At 45.1% G+C, this 12823-nt stretch carries 13 protein-coding genes; 11 read left to right on the top strand and 2 right to left on the bottom strand.

All coding sequences use genetic code 11. The annotated features are described in order from the left end of the window. The first annotated feature begins 317 nt into the window (after window positions 1-317). The 10 genes from ACKLNH_RS02365 (at window position 318) to purF (ending at window position 9463) form a co-directional block, all read left to right on the top strand. Window positions 318-1088 carry an ABC transporter ATP-binding protein gene (locus ACKLNH_RS02365; protein WP_413110623.1) on the top strand — a complete coding sequence of 257 codons (771 nt, stop codon included), beginning with the start codon at window positions 318-320 and terminating at the stop codon, window positions 1086-1088. 75 nt (window positions 1089-1163) lie between these two features. Continuing rightward, window positions 1164-1937 carry an ABC transporter substrate-binding protein gene (locus ACKLNH_RS02360; protein WP_413110622.1) on the top strand — a complete coding sequence of 258 codons (774 nt, stop codon included), beginning with the start codon at window positions 1164-1166 and terminating at the stop codon, window positions 1935-1937. Between the two features lie 121 nt (window positions 1938-2058). Beyond that, complete coding sequence (locus ACKLNH_RS02355) at window positions 2059-2799, top strand: ABC transporter permease (RefSeq protein WP_413110621.1); 741 nt, start codon at window positions 2059-2061, stop codon at window positions 2797-2799. 6 nt (window positions 2800-2805) lie between these two features. Beyond that, complete coding sequence (locus ACKLNH_RS02350) at window positions 2806-3489, top strand: ABC transporter permease (protein WP_413110620.1); 684 nt, start codon at window positions 2806-2808, stop codon at window positions 3487-3489. 89 nt (window positions 3490-3578) lie between these two features. After that, entirely contained in the window at window positions 3579-4364 is a 786-nt protein-coding gene (truA, locus tag ACKLNH_RS02345) for a tRNA pseudouridine(38-40) synthase TruA (RefSeq protein ID WP_413110619.1), read from the top strand. Window positions 4365-4543: 179 nt separating this feature from the next. Beyond that, entirely contained in the window at window positions 4544-5455 is a 912-nt protein-coding gene (gene accD / locus ACKLNH_RS02340; RefSeq protein ID WP_413110760.1) for an acetyl-CoA carboxylase, carboxyltransferase subunit beta, read from the top strand. A gap of 84 nt (window positions 5456-5539) precedes the next feature. Then, window positions 5540-6796, top strand: a complete 1257-nt coding sequence (gene folC, locus ACKLNH_RS02335) for a bifunctional tetrahydrofolate synthase/dihydrofolate synthase (RefSeq protein ID WP_413110618.1) — start codon at window positions 5540-5542, stop codon at window positions 6794-6796. A gap of 8 nt (window positions 6797-6804) precedes the next feature. Further along, on the top strand, window positions 6805-7356 hold the full coding sequence (locus ACKLNH_RS02330) for an SPOR domain-containing protein (protein ID WP_413110617.1): 552 nt from the start codon (window positions 6805-6807) through the stop codon (window positions 7354-7356). A 64-nt stretch (window positions 7357-7420) separates the two neighbouring features. After that, on the top strand, window positions 7421-7909 hold the full coding sequence (locus ACKLNH_RS02325) for a CvpA family protein (RefSeq protein ID WP_413110616.1): 489 nt from the start codon (window positions 7421-7423) through the stop codon (window positions 7907-7909). 36 nt (window positions 7910-7945) lie between these two features. Then, complete coding sequence (gene purF, locus ACKLNH_RS02320) at window positions 7946-9463, top strand: amidophosphoribosyltransferase (RefSeq protein ID WP_413110615.1); 1518 nt, start codon at window positions 7946-7948, stop codon at window positions 9461-9463. A 72-nt stretch (window positions 9464-9535) separates the two neighbouring features. Here purF and ACKLNH_RS02315 read toward each other — a convergent pair whose 3' ends face one another. Together ACKLNH_RS02315 and ACKLNH_RS02310 are read right to left on the bottom strand one after the other, a co-directional pair. Then, window positions 9536-10135: a Yip1 family protein gene (locus ACKLNH_RS02315; protein ID WP_413110614.1), complete on the bottom strand. Its 600-nt coding sequence runs from the start codon at window positions 10133-10135 to the stop codon at window positions 9536-9538. 280 nt (window positions 10136-10415) lie between these two features. Beyond that, window positions 10416-11294: a LysR family transcriptional regulator gene (locus ACKLNH_RS02310; RefSeq protein WP_413110613.1), complete on the bottom strand. Its 879-nt coding sequence runs from the start codon at window positions 11292-11294 to the stop codon at window positions 10416-10418. A 279-nt stretch (window positions 11295-11573) separates the two neighbouring features. Between ACKLNH_RS02310 and ACKLNH_RS02305 the strand changes: the two genes are divergently transcribed. Further along, a complete protein-coding gene (locus ACKLNH_RS02305; protein WP_413110612.1) occupies window positions 11574-12758 on the top strand; it encodes a response regulator in 1185 nt (394 codons plus the stop codon). Window positions 12759-12823: the final 65 nt, after the last annotated feature.

Genomic DNA, 12823 nt, shown 5'->3' with positions numbered 1-12823 from the left:
TTCTGTTTTTTTTCACCCTTAACGCTGACTTGTTAAATTTTTTACCTGTGTAGCCCTGCGGGGTTAATGCTTTTTTATTCTCGTCGTTTGCGTCTGCATTCAGTTTGCTCTTGCTTTTCTCAGTCTGTGTTGCCATTTCTTATTGATATTTTTGGTATTATCTTGACGCTTGTTGATTATTTATGCACGATTGTTTTACGTTGAGTGCTTTGTTGGTGTTGCTATAATGTTGCTGGGAGTTTGATGCAGCTTAGTGTGATTTTGCTATAAGCGATGTCACTCACGAATTTTTTATTAGCAGGAATGGATGCGGCGTAATGACAGAAACGGCAGCGCTACAGGTGAATAATCTGTATAAGCAGTTTGGTGAAAATGAGGTGCTAAAAGGGATTTCTCTTAAGGCTCATCGCGGGGATGTTATCTCGATTATTGGCTCATCGGGTTCTGGGAAAAGTACCTTCTTGCGTTGTATTAATTTACTTGAAATACCGACATCAGGTGAAATCTTGGTCGATGGTGAACTGATTGAAATGAAGCCTCAACGTAAAGGTGATGCTGTTCCTGTGAATGAAAAGCAGGTACAGCGTATTCGTTCTCGTTTAGCGATGGTTTTTCAAGGCTTTAATTTATGGTCGCATATGACAGTGCTGCAAAACGTTATTGAAGCACCGATTCATGTCTTAGGCGTACCGAAAGCGGAAGCAATAGAAAAAGGCCTCGCATTGTTAAAAAAAGTGGGGTTGTATGAACGCAGAGATTATTACCCCGGGCACCTTTCCGGAGGACAACAGCAGCGTGCAGCTATCGCAAGAGCACTGGCAGTTGATCCTGAAGTGATGCTGTTTGATGAACCCACATCGGCACTCGATCCAGAGTTGGTCGGAGAGGTACTAGGCGTCATGCGAGACTTGGCTGAGGAAGGCCGTACCATGTTAGTCGTAACCCATGAAATGGCGTTTGCTCGGGATGTGTCAAGCCATGTGATGTTTCTGCATCAAGGCAAAGTTGAAGAGCAGGGGTCCCCTGCGGCGTTATTCAATCAGCCGAAATCAGATAGGCTAAAACAGTTTATTTCTTCTATATATTAAATTTTTTCGTCTTAAATAAGGATATGCCGTGAGTCAAATTAGGCTAACGGAAAATAGTGGATAAGGAGACATACAATGAAAAAATGGATAACGATGGCAGCCATCTTGGCGGCATGCAGTGTAACGAATGTAGTAGCAAAAGAGTGGAATGAAATTCGTTTTGGTATTGAAGGAGCTTATCCTCCATTTAGTTGGACGGAGCCAAATGGTGACCTCAAAGGTTTTGATGTTGATATGGCCAATGCGCTGTGTGAAGAGTTGCAAGCTAAATGCGTAGTGGTTCCCCAAGACTGGGATGGGATCATACCGTCGCTATTAGCAAGAAAATATGATGCGATTATCGCAGCCATGTCGATTACAGATGAACGTAAAAAGCGTATTGACTTTACGGGTAAGTATGCGTTGATCCCCAATAAGTTTGTGGCGAAGAAAGGGACAGAAATTGATTTTACCCAAGAGGGGCTGAAAGGTGTCAAAATCGCGGTTCAACGTGCCACGACTCACGATAAGTATCTAACAGACAATTACAAATCTGTGGATATCGTTCGTTACGGTACCTTTGATGAAGCATACCTTGATCTTAAAGCGGGACGCGTTGCGGCGGTATTAGGGGATGCGTCAGCACTCGAAGAAGGTTTGCTAAACAAAGCGGGGGGCGATGATTATGAGTTTATTGGCCCATCGCTAACCGATCCACAATGGTTTGGTGAAGGGTTTGGTATTGCGGTGCGTAAACAAGACAAAGATCTCACGGCCAAATTGGACGCGGCGATTTTATCTTTGCGTGAAAAAGGGATTTACGACCAAATCGCTGACAAATACTTTAACTACGATGTTTATGGTGAGTAAGTCATTTGAATGGACAGCGGCAGCTGTCCATTTTTATGTCAATTAAGCGAAAGCCAATAGAAATGGGTGTGGAGCCTTTTTTTGTTGGTGATTGCATCATCATAGCGATAGGAGTTGAGTGTTGTTAGATTTGCAAGGTTATGGCAGATCCCTGCTTGAAGGAGCGTGGGTGACGATAGAAGTCGCATTGTTGTCACTGCTGATTGCTGTGTGTTTAGGGATGGCGGGTGCATTGGCCAAGCTCTCGCCTTATGCTTGGGCGCGAGGCATCGCAACGTTGTATACAACGGTAATTCGAGGCATCCCAGACTTAGTGCTGATGATGCTGATTTTTTTTGGAGGCCAAGTGTTACTCAATAACAGCCTTTATGCGGTTAATGAGTGGATAAATAATTGGTTTATCTCGCAGAACTCAAGCCATGAGTGGCAAGCATATCTACCTGATTATATTGATGTTAGTCCTTTTGTGGCGGGTACATTAACCATTGGGTTTATTTTTGGTGCTTATATGGCAGAAACCTTTCGAGGCGCAATTTTAGCCGTCGATAAAGGAGAGTTAGAAGCTGCGAAAGCCTATGGAATGAGCGGCTTTTTGAGTTTCAGGCGTATATTACTGCCACAAATGGCAAGGCATGCACTACCTGGCTTTGGAAATAATTGGTTAGTGTTGCTTAAAACTACCGCATTAGTTTCAATTATTGGCTTAGATGATATGGTCAGAAAAGGGGCACTGGGCGCTGGAGCCACACAACAGCCGTTTACCTTCTATCTTACGATTGCGTTTATTTTTTTGTTTTTCACATCGGTATCAACGGTGCTGTTGAGTTGGGCAGAGCGCCGATTCAGCATTCACACGAGGTAAGTGGATATGGACTTTTCTATCATCGTTGATACATGGCCAATTTATATTGATGGTTTAATCACGACAACGTGGTTGGTGGCAGTCTCTTTGTTGATTGGCCTTTTGCTGGCCATTCCTGTTGGGGTCGCGCGTAATAGCTCTATAAAGTTAATTGCATTTCCGGCGTGGGCGTTTATCTATTTTTTCCGTGGAACGCCGTTACTGATTCAGTTGTATCTTATCTATTATGGTTTGAGTCAATTGATCAATGTACAAGGAACGTTATGGCAAGAAGCGTGGTTTTGTGCATTGGTCGCTTTTGTGCTCAATACTGGTGCCTATACCGCTGAAATTGTCCGTGGTGCCATTAACGGTATTCCCAAAGGTGAGGTAGAAGCTGCATTCGCTTATGGGATGGGGCCATTGAAAGCCTTTCGACGCATTATATTGCCGAGTGCATTGCGCCGTGCGTTACCGGCTTACAGCAATGAAGTTATCTTTATGCTGCATGGTTCTGCTGTTGCCGGTATCGTCACTATTATTGATTTAACTGGTGCAGCGCGCATTGTTAATTCTCGCTATTACGCACCGTTTGAATCTTTCCTTATTGCTGGCCTATTCTATATGAGTCTAACCTTCATCATTTTGTGGGGCTTTCGTTATCTAGAGCGACGCTTTCTTGTTCATCTGCGGACGCGAGAAGAGGTGTAATCGATCTTAGCGATCGCAGGGATAGCTATTTGTTGTTGGTTTTGACTATAATCCTCGCCCTTGAACGATAACTTACACAGGTGGTCTTAATGCGTATCGCGTTGGGGATTGAATATGATGGCTCAAAGTATGCAGGGTGGCAACGACAAAAGCATACAATAGGCGTGCAAAATAAGTTAGAGCAAGCACTGTCTAAAATCGCGAATCATCCAGTTGAAGTGCAATGCGCAGGACGTACCGATGCGGGCGTACATGGCACCGGGCAAGTGGTGCACTTTGATACTGCAACGTCACGTAAAATGATTGCTTGGCAGATGGGGGCGAATGCCAATTTACCCAAAGACATTGCCGTGCGTTGGGCAACCGAGGTGAGTGATGAATTTCATGCTCGCTTTAGTGCGACAGCGCGTCGTTATCGTTACATCATCTATAATCATCATCTTCGCCCTGCAATTTTACATACAGGGGTTAGTCACTATCATGGTGAACTCGATGCTGACAAGATGCATCAGGCTGCCCAATATTTATTGGGTGAGAATGATTTTTCTGCCTTCCGTGCCGCGTTTTGTCAATCACATAGTCCGTGTCGCAACATCATGCACTTGAATGTGTCTCGACAGGGGCGTTATGTCATTATCGACATCAAAGCCAATGCCTTTGTTCATCACATGGTGCGTAATATTACTGGAAGCTTGATTGCTGTAGGTAAAGGTGAGCAACCGCCGGAGTGGATTGCTTGGTTACTTGAAAACAGAGATCGTACCGTAGCAGGAGCGACGGCTAAGGCTGAGGGACTCTATTTAGTGGATGTCGATTACCCAGAGGCCTTTAACTTGCCGCGCGCACCATTGGGGCCATTATTTCTTCTTGATTAGCGGATAATTGACAACCAATTTGGTACAAAAAAACGACTCGATGTCACCTTTACCAATAGGTACAACCAGTTTTTTGTCTACAGTCAAGGGAGATTATGCTTTAATCCTAGACTGTTAAATTAATAATGATTGAGTTACCGCCGTTTGATGTGGTGGCAAATGTTGAGATAAGGTCGTCCATGAGCTGGCTTGAAAAGATTAAAAGTAATATTGGGTCTTCGCGAAAAGCGTCAATTCCAGAAGGAGTATGGACTAAGTGTTCATCGTGTGATCAAGTTCTTTACCATGCAGAGCTAGAACGTAACCTGGAAGTTTGTCCAAAATGTAATCATCATATGCGCATGAAGGCGCGTCGTCGCTTAGAAACATTTTTGGATAAAGAGGGGCAAGTCGAGTTGGCGAGTGAACTCGAGCCTAAAGACATTCTCAAATTCCGGGATTCAAAAAAATATAAAGACCGATTGGCCACGGCACAGAAAAACAGTGGTGAAAAAGATGCGCTGATTGTGATGCAGGGCACTCTATTGGCTCAGCCGATTATTGCTTGTGCCTTTGAGTTCCAGTTTATGGGTGGCTCAATGGGATCGGTTGTAGGGGCGCGCTTTGTTAAAGCGGTAGAGGCTGCGATTGAAAATAACTGTGGTTTGGTTTGCTTCTCTGCGAGTGGCGGCGCACGTATGCAAGAGGCGTTAATGTCGCTAATGCAAATGGCGAAAACCAGTGCAGCCTTGGAGCGACTCTCGCAAAAAGGGCTGCCATATATCTCTGTGCTAACGGATCCGACAATGGGTGGAGTTTCTGCCAGCTTAGCGATGTTAGGTGACATTAATATCGGTGAGCCTAAAGCGTTGATAGGTTTTGCGGGCCAGCGCGTTATCGAACAAACGGTTCGTGAGCAACTGCCGGAAGGCTTCCAGCGTAGTGAGTTTTTGTTGGAACACGGTGCGATAGATATGATTATTGATCGTCGTGAGATGCGCCAACGAGTGGGTGGTTTGATTGCTAAGATGACACATGCGACGTCGCCGCTCGTTGTACCAGTAGAAAAACCAGCGGAAGTTGTCGAAGGTGAGATTGTTGACGAGGATTAATAACCTACGTCCTTTCTCTTCTTTCAAGCTGTTAAAGTCTGTTATAGTTGTGCTCTTGCAATTTCAATTGAGTGACTCGACTTCATGGCAGAATTAAAAGCCCCTCAAGCCACGTCGCCTCTAGCGTCGTGGCTTCATTATTTGGAAAACCTTCATACCAGTGCAATTGATCTCGGGCTTGATCGCGCACTCTCTGTCGCCCAACGGGCTAACCTTATCAAACCTGCGCCTTTCGTGATTACTGTTGCTGGTACTAACGGCAAGGGGTCAACATGTGCTTTGCTTGAGGCTATATTACTGGATGCGGGTTACCGTGTTGGGGTATACAGTTCACCACACCTTGTTCGTTATACCGAACGTGTGCGCCTTAATGGTCAAGAACTTCCAGAGTCTGCACATACGCAGGCTTTCGCTACTATTGAGAGGCAGCGGGGTGAGACGAGTTTAAGTTTTTTTGAATTCGGTACCTTGGCAGCCCTTGAACTGATGAAACAGTACCAGCCGGACGTGGCGATATTGGAGGTGGGCCTTGGCGGTCGATTAGATGCGACCAATATTGTTGATCATGATATATCGGTTATTACTAGTTTGGCGGTCGATCATGTCGATTGGCTTGGCGACGACATTGACGTTATTGGTTATGAGAAAGCCGGTATTTTCCGTTCAGGCAAGCCGGCTGTTTGTGGGCAACCCACCCCCCCAGCCACTGTATCTGCGCACGCTGATGATATTGGTGCTACGTTGTATCAAGTAGGGTATCAATTTGATTATCAAACCGATAATTCAACGTGGTCTTGGCATAGTGGGGCATTCTCTATGGACGACTTGCCACTGCCTTCGTTACCGATAGCCAACGCCGCCACCGCTTTGATGACGCTAGGGGTATCCCCGTTTAAGATCAGTGATAAAAACGTGGTAAATGGTCTACAATCAGCCCAACTGCCAGGCAGAATGCAACTGATAGCAAGCACACCCCACACACTGTTAGATGTGGCCCATAATCCGCACTCGGCGCAATATCTTGCAATGAAGCTGACACAGTTAAAACAGAGTAAAGGTAAGGTGCATGGTGTTGTGGCCATGCTTCATGATAAAGACATCGCTTCAACGTTATCAATGATGCAGGCGGTGGTGGATGAGTGGTATCCGGCTTCGCTCTCGGGCCCAAGAGCGGCGAGTGCAGAGCAGCTAATGCAGCACTTACCATCATCTGTCGTTGTGTGCTTCGATACTCCTGTGACAGCATATGAAGCCGCTGTTCAGCAGGCAACGAAGGAAGATATTATTGTAGTATTTGGCTCCTTTCATACAGTGGGACAACTGATTGAGCGAGAGCGGTAGGAGAGTTTGTGGCAAGTAAGTTTCAAAGCCGACTGGTGGGGACAATTATTCTCGCTGCGATTGGTATCATTTTTTTACCCGATTTGTTTGACGGACAAAAGACCCATTATCAGGAAGAGTTTGCCAGTATTCCTCTGCAGCCAAATGATGAAGCGGTTTATACGGCAACTCCGGTATTAGCACCAGAGCCGTTACCTGAAGCAGATGTGGTGCCAAGTGAATTAGTGCTCCCTGTTGACAGCACGGATGTAGCACTGCGTTCTCAAGAAGAGGCTCGTGTCCCCATTACGCCTGAAAAGACTCAGTTTGAGCAGAGTAGCTGGGCGGTGCAGTTAGGGGTATTTCGCAACTTTAACAACGCAAGCAGCTTAGTTTCAACACTGCAAGAGGCGGGTTATCAAGCACATGTGTTACCAGAAAAACCAAAAGATGGTGAGTTAGCTCGCGTTTTGGTGGGGCCAGATTTGTCTCGAGACAAATTGGATGCAGAACTTGATAAACTACAAAAAATTACCGGGTTACGTGGCCGATTGGTCAAATTTAATCCACTTAACCCTTAGGAAAACGTTTGCGTCGTCATTTTTTCTGTTAGAATACGCGCCAACTCAATAGTGATAACAAGATATGTTTTGGATTGATTACCTGATTATAGGGATTATTGGCTTTTCTGCACTGGTGAGCTTAGTACGGGGTTTCGTTAAAGAAGCGTTATCTTTAGTAATTTGGTTTGGGGCCTTTTTTGTCGCGAGCAACTTCTATCAAGAGTTAGCGGCATACCTGACCAATATAAACGATACCCTTGTTAGAAATGGTGTCGCGATTGCGGCATTGTTTATCGTGACGTTAATCGTCGGGGCTGTGGTTAACTATGTGATCAGCCAATTGGTACAGAAAACGGGATTGTCAGGGACAGACCGCGTGTTGGGTGTTGTCTTTGGTGGATTACGGGGTGTGCTAATCGTATCAGCATTGCTTTTTGCTCTTGATGCTTTTACAACGCTATCGAGCAGTGATTGGTGGACGCAATCAGAATTGATACCTCGCTTTGGTGTTGTTATTGAGTGGTTTTTCTCTTACCTGAAAGAGACATCTAGTTTTTTACCCGGCGCGTAATCGCGCCGTTTTTATACGAGACGAGGACTTAAGGGCATGTGTGGTATTGTCGGAATCGTAGGGTCATCCCTGGTAAATCAGTCGATCTATGATGCATTAACCGTGTTACAGCACCGCGGTCAAGATGCTGCAGGTATTATTACCATAGATAGCAATCGTTTCCGTCTGCGAAAGGCTAATGGATTAGTAAGAGATGTGTTTGAAGCTAAGCATATGCAGCGCTTGCAAGGTAACGTTGGTATTGGTCATGTACGTTATCCAACAGCAGGCAGTTCAAGCGCCTCTGAAGCACAACCGTTTTATGTAAACTCTCCTTATGGTATTGCATTGGCGCACAATGGTAATTTAACCAATGTGGCTGAAATTCGTGAGACGCTGTTTGAAAAAACACGCCGCCATGTAAATACGACATCTGACTCGGAAGTTTTGCTCAATATTCTGGCTTTTGAGTTAGAGAAGGCAACCAACTATCCTTTGCAGGCAACAGACATTTTTGCTGCTGTGCGCGAAGTGCACAAAACGGTACGCGGTGCTTACGCTGTCGCGGCAATGGTGATAGGTCACGGCTTAATTGCCTTTCGTGACCCACACGGTATTCGCCCTCTTTGTTTGGGTAAACGTGAAGAAAATGGTCAAGCAGAGTATATGGTCGCCTCTGAATCTGTCGCCCTAGATGCGGTAGGGTTTAGTTTTGTTCGTGATGTCGCCCCTGGTGAAGCGGTATATATCACATTCGACGGTCAGTTACATACCATGCCTTGTGCCGAAGCGGCAACGCTCAACCCTTGTATTTTTGAGTTTGTCTATTTTTCTCGTCCAGATTCGTTTATCGACAAAATCTCTGTGTATGGCGCAAGGGTACACATGGGTAAAAAGCTGGGCGAAAAGATCAAGCGTGAATGGGGGGATCTTGATATCGATGTTGTTATTCCTATTCCAGAAACGTCATGTGATATAGCGCTAGAAATTGCCCAAGTACTCGATAAGCCTTACCGTCAAGGATTCGTTAAGAACCGCTATGTTGGTCGCACATTTATTATGCCAGGCCAGCAAATGCGTCGTAAATCAGTGCGCCGCAAATTGAATGCGATTCGTTCAGAGTTTAAAGGTAAGAATGTACTGCTTGTTGATGACTCGATCGTGCGCGGCACAACATCAGAACAGATCATCGAAATGGCTCGAGAAGCCGGCGCAGCAAAAGTATATATGGCATCAGCCGCACCAGAGATCCGCTTCCCAAATGTTTACGGCATTGATATGCCTAGCGTGAGTGAATTGATTGCTCATGGTCGTGAAGTAGAAGAAATTAGCCAGTTGATTGGCTCTGACGGATTGATCTATCAGGATTTAGACGATCTGGTATCAGCAGTACAAGTTGGCAACCCAGACGTGGTTAAGTTTGAGACCTCAGTGTTTAACGGTGAGTACGTTACAAAGGACATTGATCAGTCTTATCTCGATTACTTAGACGCGTTGCGTAATGATGACTCAAAGAAAGAGCGAGAAATAAAGCAAGACCTCGCTAATTTAGAGTTACATAACGAAGGGGCGTAATGATTGAAAAAGGAGCGTTTATCGCTCCTTTTTATTTCCCACCGACTCTTCTTTGCTCATGCACATACGAGGTTAGTGGACAAACTGTGGTCCCAAGCCTGAATTCCACAATATTACCGTACTGGCCAGTATGGAAACCAGTAGTACTAATCCACACGTTACCACTGAACTTGCGTAAATAAAGCCTCGCTCTTCTGGGATATGCATAAGAATTGGTACGCCAGTATAGAGAAGATAAACGGAAAAGCTCAACCCAATCAGGCCAACAACCATTAAAAACCACAGGTGCGGATAGAACGCCCCTATCGCTGCCATAAATAGTGGGGTTGCAGTATAAACGGCGACTTCAAAGCATTGCGTAAAAGAAGGGGTCGAGCCAAACGTTCTACTCATCCATAAGGTTAAGTAACTGAGTGCAAACACACCGCCGATTAAAGCGATATACATTGCTGCAGCCATATATAGCGCACTAGAAGCTGTCAGGAAAATGGGTGCACCTGCTCCGATCTTCCAACCAATGAAAACACTAGAGATATACGCACACAATGGTGGAATGAGCGCGATGAATAATAGATGACTTAGGCTCGAAGAAAGCCCTTCGTGTTGTTTATCTATATTGTGCCACTCCTGTTTGGGGTGGGTATATAGACCAACGAGATGGTTCAATAGCATAACGTGCTCCTTGTAAATCACAATGAATCAGCGTGCGCCTAATGTTGGCGTTATATCGTTTTATCGTTGTGTTGGTTTAAGACCGATACTGATGATCTTGCTAGCAGAGCTAAATGGCTATTATCCCTTCCTAATGCGACTCGTCGCTCCATGGGTCGCCTCTGACCGTTAACACAGTAATAACATTTAGCGCTAAAACGGCATCGAAGCAAGTCTAATCGTGGATAAAGTAGGAACAAAAAAAGGGCGCTAAGCGCCCTTGTGTCGGTTTCTGTTTGATTTAATGTCCAAATTTAAAGTAGTCGCTAGCAAACTCAATAAACAGGCGTAATTTTTCGGGTTGATGATCTCGATGGTTGTACATCATATAAATATCACGCGGGTTAGCTGACCATTCGCTTAAGATTCGGACAATTTGCCCACTATTGATGTACTTTTGCAGCATTGGCTGTGGCATTAGTGTGATGCCTAAGCCATCACAGCAGGCTTCTCTAACCACATTTAGTTGCGTCGCTTCAAAGCGGCCTCGGTCACTGATGGTGACGGTTTCGCCTTGTTTATTTGACAAGCGCCAACGTAAAAGTGGCTGGCCTTTTAGCAAAGAATGCGCATGTAAGTCGTTGGCATGTGTTGGCTCGGGATTGTCACGCAGATAATCAGGACTGGCGACAAGGATGTCTTCGACGGCACTGATTTTCCTTGCAATGAGGCTTGAGTCTCGTTGCGGCCCAACGCGAAAGATCAGATCCCAATCTGTTGGGTCGAGTTGTTCTGAGTGGCTGATAGATAATTCAATGTTAATGGATGGGTGTTCAGCCATAAAGGCATTGAGCATCGGTTGCAAGACGGTTTTAGTCAGGTTAAATGGGCCGGCTATGCGCAATTTTCCTGATGCGCCTCGCACTTCTTCACTAATATGTTCAGTGCTATTAACCAGTTGCTGCAGCAATGGACCACACTCATCGTAGAACTTTTTTCCTGCTTCAGTGAGGGAGAGTTTACGGGCGTGTCGGTTAAGTAAGCGAATATTCAGCGACTCTTCTAGTGCTTGAATTCGTCGAGTTAGCGTTGCAACTGGAATCTGGGTTTTACGAGATGCCGCTGTAAAGCTACCGTTTTCGACCACAAGGCGAAAAATATTTAAATCATCCAGTTTCATAATGTCAAAATTTTTAAAAATGTAAGCATTGATTGTATATCAGGTTGGTTCAACGATAACTGTTTTTTTTGTGGTTTTTATTATTAATCGTAGTTTGTACGTTTGTACGCCTTTAAAGGCGGATTATTATTAATTACTATACACTCAGTAGCGACGTAAAACTTGCCAACAAAGGAGAATGCGACATTGAATGCCTTTCAGACTACGCTTGTATAAAGAGAGTACAAGGCGTCAAGAGCATCGTGCCGGGCTGAGCTGCGGTAAGTTTTTTTGTTCATCATGAAATGTTCCTTGGTTGATCTGGTTGTCACGCTAGAAGGTCGAGTACAAATTGGCGGTGATATGCGTAATGAAAATAGTCGAGCAAATGGCATTAATACAATGGCATCGAGGTTAACGGTAGAAGAGGAGGGCTCTGTGCTTGCAGGAACAGAGGTACTGGTTGTTGAAGATGACCCAATTTTCCGTCATATGGTTACCCAGTACTTAAAATCGGTAGGGTGTCAGGTTATCGAGGCTGAAAACGGCCTTGATGGGTTGCGCGCGCTTAGACAATCGATACCGGATGTGCTTCTGTGTGACTTATCTATGCCAGTAATGACGGGGATGGAATTTGTAGAAGAAGTTGGCATCCAGTACCCAATGTTGCCAGTCATTGTTCTATCTGGCACTGAGAAGATGTCAGATGTGGCTAGCGCGCTACGCTTAGGTGTTAAAGATTTTCTTATCAAACCGCTGACAGACATTCGAATACTGGGGTCAGCATTAGAGTCTATTTTGCTAAGTGCAGATGATGCGATTAGCCAGCAACAGGACTTTTCACATCATTGGTTTGACGTCGATGGGGTTAAAAGTGAAAACGATGAGTTGGAGCGACACTTACAAGAGTTGAAGCAAAACCCACAAGCTGCTCGGGATTTGTTGTTGGGCTTAATGCCAGAGCCTGCTTCTCAATCTGGTGATTGGGAGTTGCGCTACCAAGTGTTGCAGGCAGCGGATAATTCTCCAGTGATGCTTGACTATACATGGTTAATGGATGGCCGGTTGGTTTTCTATTTGGTCGATTCACAATCAGCGCAAGAAAGTGCTACAGCGACAACCTTACTCATCCGTGCGTTCTTTAATGAGTATCTGCGTAACCGCATGGGTCAGCAGTATGATCTCATGGCGTTGGTAAATATGCTTGAAAATAGCATGATGGAATCAGGATATGCTGTACCGATCAAGGGACTTTTTGGTGTTTTTAATGCTTGTGACCGTTCTTTACACGTATTACCTGCCGGCATTGGCGGCAACTTAATTTGCGCGCAGCAGACGCAGCATCTAGCACCTTTAAATTGGTTAGGTGAGGGCGCAAAAAATAATCATATTTACCGCAGTTTTTTGACTGACTCTGGGGTGAAAATATCCCTGTCGGAGGTTGGGGCTGCGACATTTAGTGTAACGATTCACCCAATACGTTAAGGCAAGCGCTCTTTTTTGGAGGAAATATCACGCTTGTAGCAGTTATCCTCGGTTTCATTCAGTCG

Source organism: Thaumasiovibrio clandestinus, assembly GCF_047250365.1.
In the GTDB taxonomy this organism is placed as follows: Bacteria; Pseudomonadota; Gammaproteobacteria; order Enterobacterales; family Vibrionaceae; genus Thaumasiovibrio.
The sequence above is the reverse complement of the archived record's forward strand: the minus strand, read 5'-3'. Positions and strand labels throughout refer to the sequence as shown.